The sequence below is a fragment of the Eubacterium sp. AF36-5BH genome, assembly GCF_003460505.1.
GTDB lineage: Bacteria > Bacillota > Clostridia > Lachnospirales > Lachnospiraceae > Eubacterium_G.
In genome coordinates, this window is the sequence record NZ_QTVG01000007.1 from 52,639 (window position 1) to 72,913 (window position 20,275).

At 31.0% G+C, this 20,275-nt stretch carries 23 protein-coding genes; 3 read left to right on the forward strand and 20 right to left on the reverse strand.

Going from position 1 to position 20,275, the window contains the following annotated elements:
• From DW006_RS08475 to DW006_RS08490, 4 genes are all read right to left on the reverse strand, one after another.
• On the reverse strand, nt 1-222 hold the full coding sequence (locus DW006_RS08475) for a helix-turn-helix transcriptional regulator (RefSeq protein ID WP_117999888.1): 222 nt from the start codon (nt 220-222) through the stop codon (nt 1-3).
• A 66-nt stretch (nt 223-288) separates the two neighbouring features.
• The gene (locus DW006_RS08480) at nt 289-480 is read right to left on the reverse strand and encodes a hypothetical protein (protein ID WP_117999889.1); all 192 of its coding nucleotides are present in this window, start codon (nt 478-480) and stop codon (nt 289-291) included.
• Nucleotides 481-778: 298 nt separating this feature from the next.
• On the reverse strand, nt 779-2,089 hold the full coding sequence (locus DW006_RS08485; RefSeq protein ID WP_117999890.1) for a reverse transcriptase domain-containing protein: 1,311 nt from the start codon (nt 2,087-2,089) through the stop codon (nt 779-781).
• Entirely contained in the window at nt 2,090-2,650 is a 561-nt protein-coding gene (locus DW006_RS08490; RefSeq protein WP_029066840.1) for an SLATT domain-containing protein, read from the reverse strand.
• A gap of 368 nt (nt 2,651-3,018) precedes the next feature.
• On the opposite strand from DW006_RS08490, the gene DW006_RS08495 reads away from it, so the two are divergent.
• A complete protein-coding gene (locus DW006_RS08495; RefSeq protein WP_117999892.1) occupies nt 3,019-3,312 on the forward strand; it encodes a helix-turn-helix domain-containing protein in 294 nt (97 codons plus the stop codon).
• Between the two features lie 144 nt (nt 3,313-3,456).
• Here DW006_RS08495 and DW006_RS08500 read toward each other — a convergent pair whose 3' ends face one another.
• From DW006_RS08500 to DW006_RS08525, 6 genes are all read right to left on the reverse strand, one after another.
• Complete coding sequence (locus tag DW006_RS08500; RefSeq protein ID WP_117999893.1) at nt 3,457-4,122, reverse strand: hypothetical protein; 666 nt, start codon at nt 4,120-4,122, stop codon at nt 3,457-3,459.
• A gap of 55 nt (nt 4,123-4,177) precedes the next feature.
• Nucleotides 4,178-5,065, reverse strand: coding sequence for an ABC transporter ATP-binding protein (locus DW006_RS08505; RefSeq protein ID WP_117999894.1), 888 nt, complete (start codon nt 5,063-5,065; stop codon nt 4,178-4,180).
• Nucleotides 5,066-5,079: 14 nt separating this feature from the next.
• A complete protein-coding gene (locus DW006_RS08510; protein WP_117999895.1) occupies nt 5,080-7,038 on the reverse strand; it encodes a hypothetical protein in 1,959 nt (652 codons plus the stop codon).
• Nucleotides 7,039-7,121: 83 nt separating this feature from the next.
• A complete protein-coding gene (locus tag DW006_RS08515) occupies nt 7,122-8,420 on the reverse strand; it encodes a hypothetical protein (protein WP_117999896.1) in 1,299 nt (432 codons plus the stop codon).
• 16 nt (nt 8,421-8,436) lie between these two features.
• Nucleotides 8,437-10,143 carry a hypothetical protein gene (locus DW006_RS08520; protein ID WP_117999897.1) on the reverse strand — a complete coding sequence of 569 codons (1,707 nt, stop codon included), beginning with the start codon at nt 10,141-10,143 and terminating at the stop codon, nt 8,437-8,439.
• A 67-nt stretch (nt 10,144-10,210) separates the two neighbouring features.
• Complete coding sequence (locus DW006_RS08525; RefSeq protein ID WP_117999898.1) at nt 10,211-10,612, reverse strand: hypothetical protein; 402 nt, start codon at nt 10,610-10,612, stop codon at nt 10,211-10,213.
• A gap of 155 nt (nt 10,613-10,767) precedes the next feature.
• On the opposite strand from DW006_RS08525, the gene DW006_RS08530 reads away from it, so the two are divergent.
• Both DW006_RS08530 and DW006_RS08535 read left to right on the forward strand, forming a co-directional pair.
• Nucleotides 10,768-11,127: a PadR family transcriptional regulator gene (locus DW006_RS08530; RefSeq protein ID WP_117999899.1), complete on the forward strand. Its 360-nt coding sequence runs from the start codon at nt 10,768-10,770 to the stop codon at nt 11,125-11,127.
• Nucleotides 11,120-11,494, forward strand: coding sequence for a DUF6120 family protein (locus tag DW006_RS08535; RefSeq protein ID WP_117999900.1), 375 nt, complete (start codon nt 11,120-11,122; stop codon nt 11,492-11,494). Before DW006_RS08530 ends, DW006_RS08535 begins: the two co-directional genes overlap by 8 nt.
• Before the next feature lie 463 nt (nt 11,495-11,957).
• Here DW006_RS08535 and DW006_RS12055 read toward each other — a convergent pair whose 3' ends face one another.
• The 10 genes from DW006_RS12055 to DW006_RS08580 form a co-directional block, all read right to left on the reverse strand.
• Nucleotides 11,958-12,131 (reverse strand): hypothetical protein, encoded by a 174-nt coding sequence (locus DW006_RS12055; protein WP_158561099.1) that lies wholly within the window; start codon nt 12,129-12,131, stop codon nt 11,958-11,960.
• Nucleotides 12,132-12,140: 9 nt separating this feature from the next.
• Nucleotides 12,141-12,740: a DUF6338 family protein gene (locus DW006_RS08540; RefSeq protein WP_117999901.1), complete on the reverse strand. Its 600-nt coding sequence runs from the start codon at nt 12,738-12,740 to the stop codon at nt 12,141-12,143.
• A gap of 360 nt (nt 12,741-13,100) precedes the next feature.
• Entirely contained in the window at nt 13,101-13,478 is a 378-nt protein-coding gene (locus DW006_RS08545; protein WP_147337644.1) for a hypothetical protein, read from the reverse strand.
• Between the two features lie 8 nt (nt 13,479-13,486).
• On the reverse strand, nt 13,487-13,684 hold the full coding sequence (locus DW006_RS08550; protein WP_117999903.1) for a GIY-YIG nuclease family protein: 198 nt from the start codon (nt 13,682-13,684) through the stop codon (nt 13,487-13,489).
• A 15-nt stretch (nt 13,685-13,699) separates the two neighbouring features.
• The gene (locus tag DW006_RS08555) at nt 13,700-14,425 is read right to left on the reverse strand and encodes a DNA methyltransferase (protein ID WP_117999904.1); all 726 of its coding nucleotides are present in this window, start codon (nt 14,423-14,425) and stop codon (nt 13,700-13,702) included.
• Between the two features lie 11 nt (nt 14,426-14,436).
• Entirely contained in the window at nt 14,437-15,741 is a 1,305-nt protein-coding gene (locus DW006_RS08560; RefSeq protein WP_117999905.1) for a type II restriction endonuclease, read from the reverse strand.
• Nucleotides 15,734-16,567 (reverse strand): DNA adenine methylase, encoded by an 834-nt coding sequence (locus DW006_RS08565; protein ID WP_117999906.1) that lies wholly within the window; start codon nt 16,565-16,567, stop codon nt 15,734-15,736. Before DW006_RS08565 ends, DW006_RS08560 begins: the two co-directional genes overlap by 8 nt.
• A gap of 90 nt (nt 16,568-16,657) precedes the next feature.
• Nucleotides 16,658-17,932 carry a plasmid recombination protein gene (locus DW006_RS08570; RefSeq protein ID WP_117999907.1) on the reverse strand — a complete coding sequence of 425 codons (1,275 nt, stop codon included), beginning with the start codon at nt 17,930-17,932 and terminating at the stop codon, nt 16,658-16,660.
• A 318-nt stretch (nt 17,933-18,250) separates the two neighbouring features.
• On the reverse strand, nt 18,251-18,496 hold the full coding sequence (locus DW006_RS08575) for a complexin-2 (RefSeq protein ID WP_117999908.1): 246 nt from the start codon (nt 18,494-18,496) through the stop codon (nt 18,251-18,253).
• 367 nt (nt 18,497-18,863) lie between these two features.
• Complete coding sequence (locus DW006_RS08580; protein ID WP_117999909.1) at nt 18,864-20,213, reverse strand: virulence-associated E family protein; 1,350 nt, start codon at nt 20,211-20,213, stop codon at nt 18,864-18,866.
• Nucleotides 20,214-20,275: the final 62 nt, after the last annotated feature.

A 20,275-nucleotide genomic window follows, 5' to 3' on the forward strand; every position in this document is an offset into this window, starting at 1 on the left:
TTACTGTTCTTCCCTTTCCTCGTCTGGAACAAATTCCATAATGTCCTGTATCTCACAATGCAATACTTTACATACTTTTTCCAAAACTTGCGTACTTACATGTTCATTCTTTCCTAGTTTTGCCAGTGCATTTGTTGTAATTCCTGCCTGATCTCTAAGGTCAACTTTCATCATATTTTCATCTATTAATTTCTTCCATAATTTGTTGTATCTGATTGCCATTACTAATCCCTTTCGTATCATTACAACGATTTATTATTTCTTTTTCATTATATCATCAAATCCACTTTATTTCAATCTTAAATTGATTTTTTCAATCCATCCAAAATTCAAATTTTGAATTCCACTCTCCCACGTCACGGTGAAATTTACTTTTACATTTGGAGGTATTAATCTTAATTCTTTTTTGTCAAAAACAAATGTAAACTCAATATCTTTAAATTTTAATTTTCCTGTATATAATTCAAATTCTAATGCCATACAACTCCTTCATTTAACCGTTTAACTATTTGATTAATTTTCTCAAAATAGAATCACATTAATATAAAAACATCCCACAGTGCCTATAAATAAAGGCATTGTGGGATTGTAGTGTCTATTCAAACTCTTGGGCTGAGAGATTTATCTGGCTGTTTTCAGGTACACATTTGTGTGTTTTATTCTTCATATTCATCCTATTGTGCATTTTTGTGTACCTCGTCTAAAATTTTTAGAGCCAAAATGGAGCCACTTCAAATTCATTGCATAATCATACAGTAATATTTGCATATTCCGAACATTAAGATATATTTTCAATATCCTTTTCAATGTCTCTTATTTCACGCTTCATTATTTTATGAAACTGTATTTCAACAAAGCGTTCATCTTTGTCAGTCAAATCCATCTGATATATGTCCGATAAAATAGCTTTCTTATCTTCTAATTTCAAATCATCTAAATTCGGAATATACTTAGTCTCATGCAATGCCATATGAATTTCCGCATATGTCCGAACAAATCTCTTTATTTTAATCTTACCTTCTAATTTATAACGCTTAATCAATTTTTGCACAACATCATCTAAGTGGAAAAGTAAACTCAAATCAGTTATTTGAGAATAGAAAAATAACCAACCGTACTTATGGCTTTCAAGAATAAAACCTGTAATTTTTAAATTTAATTTCCATTGCAAATATCCAATATTATCTTTCTTTATCGTTCTAAATAATTCCTCGATAGATTGCTCGATTTTTAAAACACTGCTTTTTCTTACTGTTACTTCACTATCATTTAAAACATAACCTAAATATTCAAATGATTCTGTTACAAGTCCCTCATCTTTCTTGTCATTTAATTCCAATCCAAGCTTTTTTATGTCATCACATATATTTTTCTTTACATCAAAAAATTTATCTTCATTAACCAATATCAATATGTCATCAACATATCTGTAATATGATATGTAGTCAAGTTCTCTATATTTTATGTCAATATCCTGCATATATATGTTAGCTAAAGTGTTTGAAATAGGTAATCCCTCTGGAACTCCCAATATTCTTTCCTTTTTTACAGTCTTTTCCTTTATCGGATAAAGAAGTGCCTCTGTTCTAATTGCATTCCATATAATTGATATAATTTCTGGTTTGTGTATCTTTCTTTTTATTATTTTAATCAACTTGTCTTGATTTATTGAACCATAAAATGATTTCACATCCAATTTTATAAAATGTGTGTACATTGGAATTTTTTTTGTAATATCATCTATAACAAGTTGTGGTATTATGGTCTTACATTTATCCCCATATACCCCAACCAACAACTCATTCAACGCTGACGCTGTTAACTTATCTCTTAGCGTCGGCACACAAATCGCTCTAGGCGGTTTTGTAGGTCCTTTTGTAAATAGTAGTTGCTTATATCTTGTAAAATGATAAGAGCCATTCATAGATTTTCGAATAATAATTTCAATATTCTCATCCAAATTTTGTTCAAATTTTCGAGGCGACACTTTATCCAATCCAACGGACGGCTTATCTTTTACTTTTTCTTCATAATGTTCAATAAGATGTTTTTTTGTGAACAACTTTTTCCATAAATACGATGCCTGCATCTATAAAACCCCACATATCCAATATAAAACCACTGGCAATAATATAACACATATTTTTAAAAGCACACGCCAAATAACATTATAATAATATTTGCACCTTACATTTTTCCATTTCCTATTTCTATATTCACCTGAGCTACCATGAACTGTCTCATAATAATCAAATGATATATGATTACTACTTGAATCTAGTAAATCACAATATCTATTATATATGTTCTTAAACAACTCTACATCATCACTCTCAATATTCTTTAATTCAAATTCAAGTTTTTGCAACTCTGTATAATTCTTTCTATATTCTCTTGCATGCTCCAGATATTTTTGTCCATTCAAATATAAAATAACAATAAGCAATGATATTGTCATAAACACTGTCATCAAACTTAATTTTTCATTTTTATTAAGTAATGTAAGTATCGAAAATATAATCGTAACACATGAATAATAAATGTTAATTCCCTGAAAAAAAGCTTCTTTGTTTATCAATCTTTTTTCAGCATTAACTCTTGAAATTCTTGTTGTCCATATTTGATCTGATAAATCTTTATATTTTTCCAAGTTGTACCCTCCTAAAAAATGTATTAGGGTCTCTATATACTAAATGCGATACCTTCATGCGAAAGCCTATAAAATCTTTACAGATTGTTAATTACGTTATCTCCTAAGTGGAAATCATAACTTACGTTATAGACCCTAATACAATAGATATTTTACCATATTCTACTATTATTCTCAATCCATCCTTTCCTTTATCTCGTCCCCCAAAATTTAAATTTTAAATTCCACTCTCCCATCTCACAGTGGAATTTACTTTTACATAAGTGGAATTTAACCTTTCACACCATTTTCTCCTATTCATTTGCATATTTATCTTTCCTTTTATCCGCTTGTTACATACTCTCTGATAACGGTAGAAGGAGATACACATGTCTAACCTTATACCAGGAAACCAGAAACACTTAACTTTAGATGACTGTGAATTTATTGAAGACTCTCTAAATGAAGATCTTTCCTTCAAGGAGATTGCCAAATATCTTTGTAAGGATCCGACTACCATTTCAAAAGCGAGTCGTCTTCACCAGGTTAATGGCATCCAACCCAACCGGATATTTAATAATTTGCACAACATTTGCACTGATATATTTAGATGTAAACACACAAAAGTATGTCAGAAAATTATTCTCTGTGCCATTAAGTGCTCATCATGTAATAAAATATAATCAGGTTGGCAAGTCTTTCGCAAAGGAATCCTGTTCTCGAGTGGACCGAGCTCTTGATACATATAATTTTCTATTTGTTTTCACCCATCTTACACAATAGAATATAGATTTTATACAGAATTAATTTTTTATTGTTCTTTTAATCTAATATAATACTAATTGTCCTGATGAAAGTTTATCAATTTCTTTTAATAACTTTTTATACGAATTCATCATTTCTAAATATCCCTTGTCATTATTTGTGTTTTCTAATATATCTAACTTTGTTTTAAGCACTGGTTTTAGTACTTTATCAGTGTTATTTAAATTTATTTTTGTATAAATCAAGTCCAAATGTTCCGAACCGTCCCCTGATTTTATATACACAAAGAAATAATCATAAAATATGTTATCCCCATAATCCTTAGTAATGTTTTGTTCTACAGTTAATTGTAATCCTTTTTTACTTAATCTATATTTATCCATTAATTCTTCCTTAGGTTGACCTAATATTTTAAACTCTTTCCCATTATACTTTATCACTTTTAAAACATCTATAATTCCACGTTTAACCTTTATCACTGGTTTATAGCTTTTTATCTGATTCTGTACTCTACCATCTATTGCGTATTCTATTCCTTTCGTTCCATTAGTAACACTATACATTATTGACTCACTCCTTTGACCGATCAATTCTTGATTTTTCGAAATTTCACAAGTTTTCCACCCTATTATAATTGCTACAACTATTCCAACAATCGCCACAAATATTCCAATAATATCCACAATATTTGTTTTTAAAAAATCTCTTGTTTTTTTACATTTTGTCATGCCTATACCTCTTCTTATACTATAAATTTTATTTTCTCTAACATTCAATAACTATTTAATTACCCATAACCTTTTTAGCCTTAATTTTTTCTATCCACAAATAATAGTCCTCTAAATTAGGCTCAACTGTATATTCATTATCGTCATTCATTTCTCTGTTAATATACCTAATCTTCACTCCGCCTGAAGCAGACATTAATCCACTTACCAGATACTTTGAATCATACTCCTCTACTTCATCCTTTGTAATTATCTTTTCAAAGACCTGATTTTCCAGTTCTTTTAATAATTCTTTCGGACTTCCTTTTCTTATTAGTTCTCCACTATAAAGAAACACAATATTCCCGGCAATAAATTCAATGTCTGACACTATGTGGGTAGATATAATTACAATCTTGTCCATACTGATTCTGGCAATTAAATTTCTTATTCGAATTCTTTCCTTTGGATCCAACCCTGCCGTAGGCTCATCAAGAATAAGTATTCGTGGATTGTTTAATAAAGCCTGTGCTATAAGAATTCTCTGCTTCATTCCACCTGAAAATGAACCTAGCTTTTCCTTTCTCACTTCACTTAGTCCTACAAATTCCAATACTGCCTTTATTTTATCAGGAATTTCTTTTTTCTTTATTCCTTTAAGATTTGCCATATAATTCAAAAAATCTTCTGCTGAAAAGTTTGTATAAATCCCTTGTTGCTGCGGTACATATCCTATAATATTACGGTATTCTTTTCCAAGCTTTTCAATTTCTTTTCCGTTATACAATACTTGTCCCTTTGTTCTTTCACTCCCATCAACCAGAATATTCATTAATGTTGATTTACCGGCACCATTAGGACCAATTAAACCATAGACTCCATTTTCAAATGAATATGTAAAATTTTTAAGAGCTGTTTTGTTTCCGTACTTCTTTGTTAAATTTGTTATTTCCAATTTATTCATGTTAGAACCTCATTTTATACTATTGTCATAATTATGAGTGGCACTACCAATATTGTAATTGATACAGCCATTTTCTTTACCATTCCTGTTAACTTATTTGAAATCAAAATAACTATCATAGTAGCTACAAACATTATTAATGCTTTAATAATATAAACTCCACTCAGTACAAATAGTATTGGCATCTGAACCCAATTCTGATAACCAATCAAACTGTTTATTGGAGCCATTACTCCTCCAAAATGATAAGAATGAATTGCCAATAACAAAAATGGAATATTTGAAATGATGAATATTAATAATGAAATGCTATGGCTTACTGCAATTTTCTTCCTTAACAGCTTTCCTTCTCCAAACATTGTGGTGTCTGATAGCTTGTCCATTCCTGTCTGTTCCTCATAAGCCATACATATTACAACCATTACGCTCATTATAAGCATCATGAATATCCAAGCAATTTTTTCATTGTAAATGCTACCCGGATGTATAAGATAATGTATGCCTATGTCATTTACATACCAGCCTTTTATGTTTTTATCCTTTTTAAGTTTCTTTAAATGTTTTTGTCTTTTAAGCACTTTTTTAAATGCTGTCTTTGGCAATATCTTTGTGGTGTATTGATTTTCAGCAATTGATAACTCGGAACCACTGATTTTTCCCTGCAGATATTGTGTCTGCTTTTCTTTATATTTTTCTTCAATATTCTTAAAGTAATTCTTCTCTTTCTGTATATACAAATCATTGTCCAAAGATTCCGGTCCTTCCAAGTCGTCCATGTAATTACTGTAATACTTTTGGTCGCCATCAATAGTTGTATTAACTTCACTTAATATTGCTCCCTGAATCAGGCACAATACAAGTAACAGCAATATTCCCTTGTTTGTAATCAAAAGTTTCTTATATTCCATAGCCAGCATGCCAATTGGTTTCTTAGGTTTAAGATTGTGTTTTCTTTTCAGTCTTTTTATTTCAATGTGAAATACTCTTTTTTTGCCAAATAACCATATAGCCAAAGCCGTAAATATTAAGATATACCCTATTACAATTAGTATTCCAACAGACATAACATTAAATGGAGTTCCTGCCACATTCAAATTATAATATTTCTCTGATATGGACTTTACATTTATTAATGTTACGGGACTGATTATTTTTATAAAAGCAATGGCGTAATCCCATACGATTTTTATGTTTGCCACTGCAGATAAACCGATTGTAATTCCCGTAACTGCATATATAATTCCGCTGTTGTCACATAAAATGGCAATCACAAAAATAAAAAGTGTGTATGAAAATACAACTGCTATTTTCAGCATTACAAAAATAACCAAATACATAATTATGCTTATTGGTAGTGCCGACTCATAAAAGTCCGGTACTGATTGTATAGGCACTGTTAAATCTCCACAACCAAATGTCCCTACTAATGTTAGAAAATGTATCAAAAAAGTAACAAGTTCCACCATTATGGTAGTTATAAGCAAACCGCCTATTTTTCCTAGTGCAAGCCTTGTCCTACCTTGTTTACAGGATTTAAGTAATGTTAGCATGCCATGTTTTCTGTCAATGTTCATAATAATAATTACACACTGCAGCATAACAATAAAAGCAATAACATCACTAAATCCTATCTCCGTTGCCTTTTCGATTACTGTGTAATTTCCTGATTGTGGCTTTACATTCTTTACATTTTCATACGCCTTTACAATCTTCTTTGCACTTTTACTCTGATAATTACTATTATCTTCAAACAGAGAAAATCCTGATATGACACTGGCATTACTGCTGATATTATCAATGTACTTATCATAATTTTGAATTCTTTCTATATGCTCTTCCTGTTTCCTGTCTGCTGTCTTTATTTCACTTTCCACATTTCTTGTATCTAAAAATATATTTACAAAATACAATACAAACAAAATATAAATAATCCACTTCTGAGATAATATTTTTCTAAATTCTTTTATGACCATATCATTTCTCTTTCTGACTTTTTAGAGATTTTATTCCTGACATCTCTGTTTTTAACTTTCGGAATATGTTATCCCCTATCTTCCTACTCTTTGATTTTGCTGCTTTCTATCTGTTTTATTGAATGTTCATCAATCGAGTCATAAGCTTCATTAAACGAAACATCATAAACAAGAAGCCCTTTAGGATTTACATCAATTGCATAAAATATCTTCCCTTTTTCCCCATAATTCTGTTCTATGAGTTTGTTCTTTGAAACATCATATACATAATATTTAGGTTCCTTATTAAAATCCACAGATGGCACTAACTCTTTCTTTGTTTTTTCATTCATGTCCATTGAGGTTATGTATATCTTTCCGTCGCAGTACATATCCACATTTTTAAAAGAACTAAAAACTTCCTTACGATTTTTTGTTTTCACATTGTAAGAATATATATTGTACTTTCCAACTACGGCATCCAAATAATATGCTGTATCATTGGAATAGCAAAGCAGCCAATATGCTCCGTCCATGTTTTTTATGCCTTTATATGGTTCAAAGTTGCTTTCAAAATCAATGTCAAATTTCTCTGTTTTCTTAGTTTCAAAGTCGTATGTATAATATTCTTTCTTTTCGTCTAATCGTTCAATTTGCTCTGCATAGGAAAACTTGTCTGACTCCATCCATACCATAAAATGATCCACATCCTTAAAACCTGCTTCTTTATATGTTTTGCCTCTGCTTTCATAACGGACAAATAATTTATTGTCAAAAAACTGAACAGTACTACAATATGCATCTGCCTTATTGCCAAATTCAGTCAGTTTATCAGTTTTACCATCTGAGAGATTAATCTGATAAACTTCTGCGTCTGCACCTGTTTGCTCCTGCTTATTAGTTCCCTGCTCTGTAATGACGGCTTTATAAGAAGCAACAAATACGCTATCATCATGTAAAACATATTCTGCACTTTCATAAATTGGAAACTCTAATTCGCTTACTTCTTTCTTGTCAGTTCCATCCGTTTTACTACTCCAAAGAACACTTGTATCCCCTGTTATTACAAAATAATACAAACGCTTATTGTATATAAAAGGATACTTAGCCTGTCCCTTTACGATGGCATTGCAATTAATTTTATCACTTTTAAAATCCGCTATGTCATGGTTACAGTTTGCCTGACTACATGCAAAAATCTCCTTGCCTGACTCATAGTCATAATAATACAATCTACTGTATTCCCCCTGCACTTCACTTTCCACTAAAATATCATTACATACTGATTTATTTTCCTTCAGCACTATGGTTTCATCTCTTTTGGATTCTTTATTTTGATTACATCCTGCAAGCAAAAATACTCCCATTAATACTGCTATTCCTAAAACTAACTTTCTTTTCAAAATTTGTTCCTCCCGGTTACTGCTTGTTTAAATAAGCCAATACTTTATCTATTCCTGCCTCGTCTAATTCTTTTAAGAAATTGTTATATTCTGTTTCAAAATCTCCTGTAAATATTTTTCCTTTATAGTCACTTCCCTCATAGTTAAAGCTCTCTCCTAAATATTCCTTTTCCAAACTCATTATTTTTTCAACTTCCTTTTTAACTGGTGTGAAATCATAAAATTTATCAATATATTTTTCATTAAATTTAAGATTTTCTATATTTTTCTTCATCTCTTCAGTTGAGTTTCGATCCTTAAACGGATTTGCAACTAAAGGATTAACAAACTTACATCCTCTTGCATCAAATTTTCCTTCATTTTCTTCCCGACTAAAATATTCATCATACTCATCTGATGTTATGCTATATTCTTTCCCGGTTCCATCATATTCCGGAAATTTAATAATATTGGAAGCTTCAACATCCGAATTAATAAAATCATATGCTTTCAATGCAATTTTCTTATTATTAGATTGTTTGTATATTCCATTTACAGCATTAAATTCAAGTAAATCCTGTGGCTTTACACTGTTATTTCCCCACTTATATAGTTTTACCTCTTTTACTTTTGGAAATGCATCTCTGTCAATTTCTTCTTTATGTCCATTTACATCATCATAAAATAAATTACATATAAATATATTTGCATTTAAAGTATTATTTGTTTCATTTTCATTTAAATATTCAAAGTATCCCCTATTTTGATACTCCCTCACTTCTTTTAATGATTTTTTTATATCCTTTAACTTGAAATAATTTTCTATACTTTTACCATTCAAAGAAATACTAAATGCACTTACATCGGTATTTCCCTTTTCGTCCAATTTATCCATGTATCCTGCAACACTGCTTTCGTATATTGGTTTTAATGTTCCTCCATAACACACCACAAAATCTATACTTCCTTTTTTCTTTTCTCCCGCATATACCTTGTTACATGCCTCAAGCCATTCCTCATATCCGCCAATCTTATATTTGTCTAAATCAATGCCGTATTCTTTTGCCAAATCAACGTTTACATACCATTTATGTTTTGTTTCCAATTCACCAATGGCTTCATTGTATCCGTAAAATTTTCCATTAACGGAAGACAATTTAATGGCATTTTCAGGCAATGTAGAAAAATATTTTTTCAAATCACCGTTTTTATATTGCGAAAGTTCCTCAAACATATCTTTTCCTATTAACTCATATGTTAAATACGAAGTATAATTTTTGCTCTTTTCATCTAAATACCGCTCTGAAAATATGAAATCCGGTGCCTCCCCTTTTTGAGTTAATTTCTCTATGTTTCTGGCATAGTTCTTTCCTGTTCCTATCTTTTTAAAGCAAATAACATATTCTTTCCCTTTTGACACCAGATAATCATTTAACTTTATAACCTGATTATTTGTTATATACTTCATTCCTAATGGCTCATTATATTTTTTTCTTTCTTTTTTACTCATATTCTCTATTTCAGTATATACCCAAGTTAAAACTGTTTTCCCCGGATATTTCTTTTCCAAGTATTCTTTGTCTATTTTTATGTCTTCCGAAACTTTAGTATTTTCTGTTTTATTTGTTGTCTCCTGCACATTGTTTGCACTTGGAAGTATCGATTCCTCTTTCTTTTTACATCCCCCAAAAAGTACCATAAATACAAACATAGTCAATATAATACGTCTTGTTATACATTTCATTTAATAACTCCTCATAAATCTATAAAGCAATTTCTATCTGCAATAAGCATTGCAGATAGAAATCAATTCATAAAACATATTTACTATAATTTTTTTCTAAAGTCATCGTAAAATTCGTTAACTCTGATCCCATATAGTATTCTTTGTGTACACTTTTTGCTTTAGTGAATTTAGCTTTTATTTCCTTATAACTCACAGTTGATGTTGTTTTGCTTGCGGCAGACATTACTGTGTTTGTTGCTTTCTTTCCGCTAGAAGAATATGCTGTTATTTTAGCATATCCCGCAAAACCGTTGGCTGGTGCTGATGCTGATGAAATAGTTGTTATAGCCTTTGCAGTTGTTGATGATAACGCTATCTTTCCGATTCCCGTGTTACCTTTTGCTGAAACACTACTTAAACTTCCTCCCAAAACTAACACTCCTGCCATTAATAATGGCATAATCTTTTTTGTAAATTTCTTTCTCATTTTACTCCCCCAAAATCATTAAATTTTACAAAGCTTTTTAAGCATATTATATGTTTATTTAAAAATATTGTCAATAAATGTTTTGTTCATTTGAATATTGACCTAATGTATTTTTAAGTTATACTATCATTATCAATTAATTGAGGTACGTATATATGGCAAGCAAAAACTATTTTCTTAATGGGGTTGCAGAGTTATTAATTTTATCAATATTGAAAAACCAAGATACTTACATCTATGATATAAAAAAAACCATTAGTGAACTAACCAATGATATTCTTCCTATGTCCCAAAATACTATATATGCTGCTGCATATAAATTGGAAAATGAAGAAAAAATCTCAGAATATTCCAAGCTGGTTGGTAGAAAGCGAACAAGAATTTACTATCATATAGAAGAACCGGGATTGGCTTATTTAGAGAAACTTACATCAGATTATCAAATGGTAACTACTAATGTTTGTAAGATTTTAGATTATTTATCATCTAATAGGGAGGAGAATGCCGATGAATAAATTGTGTAGAACATACATTAGAAAAGTTAAACTACTTTTTCCCGTTATGGGCAAATATGAACGTAAATATATTAAAGCAATAACAATCAATGTTAACGATTATTTAGCTGATGTACCGGAAAGTACTATTGACGATTTGTACAAAGAATTTGGTACTCCTAAAGATATAATTGATTCGTATTATTCTACTGTTAATACTGATGATGTTATAAAGAAGATTAGGATTTCAAAATATATTAAACTACTGTTAATTTTATTAACTATATGCCTATTATCCTTGACAATTATGAAAATTTATATCCAGTATGAAGGTCATAAAGTCTTTATGGAAGAACAAATACATTCTGAAGAAACCATTATAGAATAACAATTTAGGAGGAAACGAGACTTTATTTCACAGTCTCATAAAAAACGGAGCAGTATGAATGCTCCGTTTTAATTTTTCATCATAAACAAGATATTTTTCGCTATCCATCAGTTTGTTTATCCTTTCGATATTTCACTTTTTATTAGAAATAGAATCAAAATAGAATCACAGTTATTAAAAAAAATCCCACAATGCCCAAAAATAAAGGCATTGTGGGATTTTTGTGTCTATTCAAACTCCTATCGAGATTTTTGGATAGGGTTTAAATGATGTATTTCTATTGCATTTAACAGTTCGTTTATGTACTGTTTTTGATGTATCTCATGTAGTTTTGAAGAAAAATATTGTCATTTTATTGTCAGCGGCTCTTACAAAATCTAATTATATATAAGCTTTCCTTTTGACATTTACTGTTCTTCAATTAATGAAAAATATTATCCCTTTTATTGGGAAATAATATTAACTATTTTTCTTGTACCGATGTTCCTCCGGATGGTGGTACTGGATTATGGTTCCCAGAACCATTGTTCGTTGGCTGATATCCTTGTCCAGGTGTACTTGGTTGATATCCTCTATTATTATTTCCTCCTGGTTGATATCCAAATTGTCCATTTGGTTTTTCTCTTTTTTCTGCCATTTTTTCCTCCTAATTTTTAAATTCAATTAAACTAATTTCCTTAGGGCTAACCCATATGCCATCACTTCTATCAACTTTCTCCCACATACCTTCACTTTTTTGCATGTAAACTTCTTGCAAATATATATCTCTAAATTGTTCATCTGATGATGAAAATGAACTTGTTCCATATAATCCTCTTACAATTTTACCACTTGATAATGTAATTATCACCCATTTAGGCTCGTTTGTATTACTAAACTTATATTCCCACGCTGTTGGTATTGGATGTTTTGTTTGAATTCCAAATTTTATAAATATATTTTTTATAATTTCTTTTTTTTTGATTATTCCTATTCCTATACCAGTGACGACACTTGTTAGTATGACTGTTAAAGATATCAATAACCAATACATAACTCCACATTCGTCTTTAATACCGTTTATCAAAAGAAATAGCCAACTCCATAAAGTCAAATTAATTATGCTATATTTTATATATTGTAAAATAGCTGTTTGGGCTGATAAACGTTTTTGCGGCATAATTGTTCTTATTATTTCATCTATCAAAAAACCTGGAACAACAAATAATGCTGTATATAATATTGTATCATATGTATTTATTGTCATTAACTATTCTTAAACCTCCTTTAGTACTTTTCTAAGTATATCAGATATCGTCTTAATAAAAGGAATATGTTTCTTGCAAAATTCTGCTAATTTACTGTGTATTTTAAAAAACAAAACCTTTTTATTAAAAATACTGAAGCAAATAAAACAGTATCACACATAATACCTACATTAATGCTTTTAGCATATATCCATTCCTTGTATATCCTAACTGAATTAATCACTTCAACAATAATTGGAATAATCATTTTATAAAAAATATCAATCAAATTTAAAACAATAGTTTGAACTACATCTTTTTCTATTTTAGAACTTTTCTACCGTTATTTATTAAGCTTTCCACTGCGTTCTTTCTGCTATTTAAACAATTGCTTTACCTTTATATGTAAAATATGAAGGTCCAGAAATATTAGAACAACCTTTCAGTTTTTTCATTATTGCTGTCAATGAAGTGAGCTCATTATTATATAAAACTTTATGTTCAGCTGCTACTACCGCAACAATTGATGGGTCCTCTATACAAACGAGTTCATCACCGTCTCTTAAACCACATTTATAGAAATTAATAGGTGGACGTCTAATAGATTGTGTTGCTTTTAGGGTATATTGTTTTTTTACTCTCTTTAATTTATCTTGAGAACCACTAATTACAGCTACGGCCTCTAACAATTCATAAGCATCTTCCGCCGACATAACAAAGAATTCTCTGTTTTTAGATACTCTTAAATCTGGATTCAAATTATCAATCATCCTATGTAGTTTTTATCTTCAAGATTTCCAGATGTCTCGTATGTGGCATACACTTCATATTCGTATAGTAATGCCGTTGTGCTTAATTGCTGTCTTCTTGTCTCAACATCAGTTGCATAACCTATTTTAACCATGTCATGTAATGCTGGATTTGTCATTATGTAAATATAGCCCATTTCTTCCCCTATCACCATATTTCAGTTGTTTTTCTATTTTTTCAGAGCAAAAATATATTCATGCGCTAATAAAAGAAAGTTCTTCCCAACACTTATTTTTTCCCACTTATCGGTCATTTTACAATTATGCTGTTCCTTAATAATTATCTCTTTCAATTTAAAACCTGCTCTTTCAAATCTCTGCATAGTATCAAAGCCTAGTGGTCTCACACAGCCTTTTTGCCTTATATCTCCAATTATAAAAGAGCATATTTTTCCTTTTTTTAATATACGGTATGCTTCTATTGCCACTTGCTCGATTTCATTTAAAAAATCTTCATATCCAAGTAACGATATATCTCCATCGATATTTTCACTATATTGTATTATGTCTGCATAAGGTGGATGTGTACATATAAAATCAATACTATCATCTTTTATAAAATCTAAATTTCTAGCATCAGCTTTTCTAATTACAACTTTACCTTCTCCATTATCGAAAGCAATCTTATTTTTGCAACGTTCTAATGCCCTTGGATTAATATCAATTCCTATAATGTTTCTATTTAATAATTTTGCTTCAACAAGAGAAGTTCCTCCTCCTACAAACTGATCCAATACCCAATCTCCCTCTTTTGAATATCTTAACAAAAGATTTCTAATAACATATGGAGAACAATTTCCCCTATACTTTGAATCATGCGTAGCCCAGTTTCCTCTCTCTGGAAATGACCAAACTGATGACTTTTCTAGTTGAAAATTATCTGGCTCCCACTTCATATAATTTCTCCCTATAAATTCCTAAGATTGAAAATCCATTTCAACCATCCTTGAACCGAACTTGCTCTTCTTACAATTTGTCCTTCATTACACACATTATATTCTCGCATCAAATTCTCTATAATAACTTTATCCGGCATTTCTCCACCATTAGTTATAACCATATCAAAACATTCTGCAAATATCTTATGTTTCAATATCAACTCAACAAATTTAAGCTGTCGTTTTTTATAATTCAGAGAAAAAACTTCCTCCCCTAATTTTGTTAGAAATACTTTTCTTTGCCCGTCTTCAGTCTTTTTCTCGAACAGACCTATATACGCTCCTGCATTATAGTAATAATCAGATTGTCTCTCATCAAACTCCATCAAAGAAGCTATTTGTTCTGTTGTCATAGGATTATCTTTCATGTTTTCCAATAAAGAAATAACTCTTTCAAAAGAATTTGCTTGAATAAATGGAACTTTAAGATCTTCATCTTGATTATCATTATAAACAACCTTTGTGCTTTCTCTAACCTCTACTAAATCATCTATTTCTATTGTTGTGTCTTGTAATGAATAATTTTTTGTCTTTACAAGCTCTATCGATGAATAGTCATTTTCATCAACAAATCTGTATTCAAACAATCTGAAAATCATATTAGTATAAATTGAAAAAATCAATCTAATTGGCTTGGTAACTTTATTTTTCCATAACCTATATGGATAATACAATTGTCTTACATGAAAATCTTCATTCAGTACGTTCTTGGCTTCCATTATGATAACTTCATTTTCATTCTCAAATCCACCATCTATCTCACATTGAGCATTCTTAACAGATATTTTTTGTTTTGTTCCCCTAACTGTGTCAACAACAAAATCAAATTCTCCAGTACCCATTCTGCCGTTGAAAGTTTCAACAGTTTCTTCATCTTCTAAAAAATCATCTAATATACCTGATAATATTAAAACATTTATTGCATTTGCTTCTGATGAAATATTATTAACATCAATTGTTTCATATTCTGGCAATTCAACATAATCCATTTTATTTACTGCTTCTGTCAATTCGGGTATTTCTTTGTATAAAAGAAAATCCCCCAAAACGTAGGAATTTCTACTGTCTGGTAGGATATTCAAATTATTACTTTTGAAAACAGATGGCAGTGCTGCAGTACAATCCCACTTTGCCATTAATCTAGGTTCCTTGAACTCTTTTATTTCACTTGCTTTAATGTAAAATACTCCATCAGTATTAACTTTATTAACTATATCATATTTATCTATAAGTTTTTGCCATGCTTCATTTGCTGAAATTGTACCTCTACTCATTGTAAATTAACACCTCGTTTATTTCACCTCGTTTGTTCCCAACACTGTTTATACTTCTCTTAGCTTTTACTGTTTTTATTTTGTAATCTTTATATAATTCTCGTATTATCTCACAATCAGAATTTGATTGTACAAATCGAATTCCTTTTTCATTCAATTTGTCACATTCTTTTTTTAATTCAACTTGACTATTATATCCAAATCCACCTTCTGTATATCCAGTAAAAGATGATGATGAAATTGGCATATACGGTGGATCCAAGTATACGAATGCTTCTTTCTCTAAATCTTTTAAAACCTCTTTGTAATCTCCATTAAGTATCGTAATTTCGTTGGTATTAAAATAATTGGAAATTGCTCTTAATACAGCCTCATTTACAATATTAGGATTTTTATATTTGCCATATGGTGAGTTAAATTGTCCCGCCATATTAACTCTGTACAGACCGTTATAACATGTTTTATTTAAGTAAATAATTCGAGCCGCCTTCTCTACATTTGACATTTGTGCAAATTCTTCCGCTCTATCTAATGCCCTTATCTCATAATAATAATCTGATGAATTATTTTCTTCATGAATCCTTAGTTCATCCAATAATTCTTCTAAGTTATCACGTACTGTTATATATACATTAATCAACTCTTGATTATAATCATTTATTATAGCTTTCTTTGGCTGCATATTAAACAATACAGCACCTCCACCAATAAAAGGCTCAACATATAATGGAGCCTTTTTATTTATCATCGGCACTATATCTGGCAATAATTGTCTTTTTCCTCCAACCCACTTTAACATTGGACTTAATAATAAATTTTTAGCCATACTTTACTCCTATTATCAACTCTGCATATATTATTCTAACAAATTTTCTTTCTTTAGTAAACGAGAACTAGGCATATTAAATTTTTCTAATTACCTGCTCCTACTCCCTCTAGTGCGCAGCTTATCTCTTTCCTCTTCCCCTAATTCTATTACCTTGTCATAATCTGACTTTTTCAGAAATCTTTTAAAGAATCCCAGTTTCTCGGAATCCTCTTCCAGCTCATCAATCTTGCGTTGCTTATCCACAATAATGTTCTCTTTATATCTTAATCTTTGATTAAGTTCTTTGTTCATTATATAGACTGCATCGCTTTCCTTTTTAACCTTATCAAGTTCCTTCTCTAGCTCATGCGCTCTTGCCACACTACTCTTTGCATATGCAATTAAATCCTTAACTAGATTACGTACTTTTCTAAGAAATGGCTGCACAACCTTTTCTCTATATGATTTAGCACTCACTAGACCCTTAGGTTCTTCAGGACCTTTATCAATCATCTTTTCTAGCTTAATTATATCCTTAAGTCCCCATGCCTCTTCACTTTCTACTTCAGCTAACTTTTTATAAGTATTTTCTAGCTTCTGCTCTGCCATCTGATTTTCAAAGCTCTTCTGACCAATTTCTCTATCTATCTTCCTTTTATTTTCAACAAACTCATCATATTTCTTTTGTTCCTGCCGACGTTTGTATTCCATAACAGATAAGTCTTTATTTCTGCCTTCTTGCTTTTCATTGAGCCCATACTCATCTAACCACATAACCATATTATCATCTACAAAGTCCCTTAAACGACCCTGCAACACATTTTCCAAAAATTCTTTTGTACAAACCTTTCGTTTTGATACTTGCTTTTCCAATCCTTTTTTGAATCCTGTTGCTACCGGAACCGCCACCACGTGCATGTGGGGGCTTGCTTCATCGTAATGAATTACTGCATTTGCTACTACAAGCTCTGGTGCCTCTTCTTGAAGTTTTTCAAGAATCTTATCATACACTATATCCATATCTCTTCGTTTTTCAGAATGATGGTCCCAGTAATCCTTGTCTCCTAATTGAAAGATAAGTTCAACTGCCATATCTTTCTTTTTATCATTTGCAACCTTCTCATAATAGTTTGCTATTTTTCTATCGTCTCTTGTTTGATTTGCATTGTACTTTTGTACTGCTTCATCAAACTGTTCCTTATATATTTTTTTAACATCCTGCACTAATTTATCCGTACCACATAATATTACTATGTTCTCCTTATCATATTCTTCGGAGCGGTACTTACGTAAATTATGCTTTGCCACGCCTGAGAGTTTTGACTTGCTATTGATTGCATGATCTCCATTGCTTAGGTGTGCTGTATAAGATAATCTTTCCATAATCTTGTCACTCCTGTGTTTATCTTTTCTTTTAGTAATGCCCTCAAATAGTGGCAGAGTGTGGTTTCTTATCAATTAGGCTCTGCCTTAATTGATAACCCCCTAGCACTTTTGACAGGCAAAAGTGCGGGTGCTCTGCCGAGAGCTTTAATTGCTGCCTTTACGGCATCAATTCTGCTCACCACTATTTAGATAGAAACCTATGTGTATGAGCAAGCGTAACATCTAATCCTGTTTCCATTTTCAATTTCATTATGAACGGCTTGATGTTACTTTTACCTGTGGGTGTCACCCACAGGTCTTAATCATCAAAGAAAACTACCAACGAAAATCCTCTGGTATTCCTTTTCGATTAAGATAGGCTAATCTATTCGTCTCTTTTTCTTCATCAGTATCAGCTGTTAGGCTTTTTGTATATAAATTTCTATCAATAAGCTTGTCCATCTTTGCCACTAAGCCTTCACAGATTGCCTCATGCAAATCTTCTCTATTACAAAGAAAATACTGATACATCATTCTAAATAAATCTTGATCTATCATTAATCTTTTATTTTTCTTTTCCATTTTTCCTCCAAGTAAACAAAAATTGTAAACACAGCTTAAAACAAATTATTTTTTTAGTTTTTTCACCACTGTTTACAGTTTATCGTTTACACCAAATTCATATTTCCCATAAATAAAGGGATTGCTAACCATTTTCATGTAAACAGTCCGATTTTTTAGTCACTGTTACTGTTTACAAATTGCCTGACATTACTCAATTCATAGACTGTTTACATTCACTGTTTACAAACATTGACCTTACCACTTCATGTCGTAAGCTTGTGTCATCTCACCTCGGGACTTCAAGTCCCGAGGTTCATACTCTAAACTTTACTGACATCATGTCACTTTCTTTCACTTCCCGACATCATGTCGACAAGTTACAAACTTATACATCAAAGGGCAGTTGAACATTATCATCTACTTCCATAAATTCATCAATATGTTTTCTCTTCCATCCTCTTTGAGTTCCATATTTTTCAAATCTATGGCTTGATATCTGTTCCCAATCATTTGAAAATTCATTCCTCATAATTGAGCCAATTTCTTTTGATTCATAAGGTTTAGGCTCTTCATTTTCGTGATGAAATGCCAATTCATAAATCATAGAAGAACATACATAATCCTCATCTGTCGTTTCAAGAAAGTTTCCAATAATGCCAACCTTAGTATCTTCCGGCATACAGTTCTTCTGCATTTCAATCAATTTTTCTGTAAGTTCCTTGTTAAATACAAGTTTTGTATTAACACCTCTATGGTACATATCCATAATTTCTGCCCAACACTGTTCTATATAATTTCTTGTCTCATCCTCATCTTCAAGTGGATGATGCTCTGCCTTATCCTTATCAACAAATATCGGAATGAATCTTCTATTACCTGATCTGTCAAAAGGTAAGAAATCAGCATTATTTGAGGAACCAACGAAGATACACTGTCGAGGCCTATCCTCTGGATGAGTTTCATATGGCACCTTATAAGTCTCACTTTGACGACTTAAGAATGATTTGATTTCTTCAACACTTCTCGCATTGCAAGTAGCAAGCATTTCTGCCATTTCGATAATCCAATGTCCCTGAATCTTTCTAAATACATTCTCATCATCAAGCTTTCTTAAATCATCTGAGAACCATTCATTATCCATTGTTAAAAATCTTAAGAAGCTTGATTTACCTGCACCCTGTCCACCAACTAACCAAACCATATATTCAAATTTGCAGCCTGGATTAAATACTCTTTCAACAGCTCCCATCATCATAATTCTTGTTGCTTCATAGACATAATCGCTTTCCTCTGTTCCAAGATATCTTGGAAGAAGATGTCTAACTCTGGCAACGCCATCCCATTTAAGACTTTCAAGTTTTTCCACAATAGGATGATAGTGATTGTTATTACTAACAATATCAATGGCTCTTTTTACATTCTTATCTCTTGTTATTCCATATCTCTTTTCCATACGGAGAAGAATGTTATTAAAGTCTGTATCTGTAAATGATTTAGAACGTCTACGCCAGTCCATTTCCATAACAATGTCTGTCTGACATGAGAGTTCATTTCTCTTAATTGAATCTTTAAATTCAGGATCATTTTCTAATACAGTAATTGCATTACTTATAGTCTGTCTTGGCGTCCCATCTTTTCTCTTTTCGAGACTTTCGTAAATAAACTCAATTTCATTATTAAATTTTTCGTTCTTTTCCTCTGTATTAGAGGAAATAATATTCTTGTTGTAATTCATTGCGAATTTCCTCCTTTATTTCATATTTTTTAAATTTCTAGTGATAAACCACTTGTTGTAGG

Coding starts and splice junctions, on each gene's coding strand:
- DW006_RS08475 (WP_117999888.1), bottom strand. CDS start 222: ATGGCAATCAGATACAACAAATTATGGAAGAAATTAATAGATGAAAAT.
- DW006_RS08480 (WP_117999889.1), bottom strand. CDS start 480: ATGGCATTAGAATTTGAATTATATACAGGAAAATTAAAATTTAAAGAT.
- DW006_RS08485 (WP_117999890.1), bottom strand. CDS start 2,089: ATGCAGGCATCGTATTTATGGAAAAAGTTGTTCACAAAAAAACATCTT.
- DW006_RS08495 (WP_117999892.1), top strand. CDS start 3,019: ATGTCTAACCTTATACCAGGAAACCAGAAACACTTAACTTTAGATGAC.
- DW006_RS08500 (WP_117999893.1), bottom strand. CDS start 4,122: ATGACAAAATGTAAAAAAACAAGAGATTTTTTAAAAACAAATATTGTG.
- DW006_RS08505 (WP_117999894.1), bottom strand. CDS start 5,065: ATGAATAAATTGGAAATAACAAATTTAACAAAGAAGTACGGAAACAAA.
- DW006_RS08510 (WP_117999895.1), bottom strand. CDS start 7,038: ATGGTCATAAAAGAATTTAGAAAAATATTATCTCAGAAGTGGATTATT.
- DW006_RS08520 (WP_117999897.1), bottom strand. CDS start 10,143: ATGAAATGTATAACAAGACGTATTATATTGACTATGTTTGTATTTATG.
- DW006_RS08525 (WP_117999898.1), bottom strand. CDS start 10,612: ATGAGAAAGAAATTTACAAAAAAGATTATGCCATTATTAATGGCAGGA.
- DW006_RS08530 (WP_117999899.1), top strand. CDS start 10,768: ATGGCAAGCAAAAACTATTTTCTTAATGGGGTTGCAGAGTTATTAATT.
- DW006_RS08535 (WP_117999900.1), top strand. CDS start 11,120: ATGAATAAATTGTGTAGAACATACATTAGAAAAGTTAAACTACTTTTT.
- DW006_RS12055 (WP_158561099.1), bottom strand. CDS start 12,131: ATGGCAGAAAAAAGAGAAAAACCAAATGGACAATTTGGATATCAACCA.
- DW006_RS08540 (WP_117999901.1), bottom strand. CDS start 12,740: ATGACAATAAATACATATGATACAATATTATATACAGCATTATTTGTT.
- DW006_RS08550 (WP_117999903.1), bottom strand. CDS start 13,684: ATGGTGATAGGGGAAGAAATGGGCTATATTTACATAATGACAAATCCA.
- DW006_RS08555 (WP_117999904.1), bottom strand. CDS start 14,425: ATGAAGTGGGAGCCAGATAATTTTCAACTAGAAAAGTCATCAGTTTGG.
- DW006_RS08560 (WP_117999905.1), bottom strand. CDS start 15,741: ATGAGTAGAGGTACAATTTCAGCAAATGAAGCATGGCAAAAACTTATA.
- DW006_RS08565 (WP_117999906.1), bottom strand. CDS start 16,567: ATGGCTAAAAATTTATTATTAAGTCCAATGTTAAAGTGGGTTGGAGGA.
- DW006_RS08570 (WP_117999907.1), bottom strand. CDS start 17,932: ATGGAAAGATTATCTTATACAGCACACCTAAGCAATGGAGATCATGCA.
- DW006_RS08575 (WP_117999908.1), bottom strand. CDS start 18,496: ATGGAAAAGAAAAATAAAAGATTAATGATAGATCAAGATTTATTTAGA.
- DW006_RS08580 (WP_117999909.1), bottom strand. CDS start 20,213: ATGAATTACAACAAGAATATTATTTCCTCTAATACAGAGGAAAAGAAC.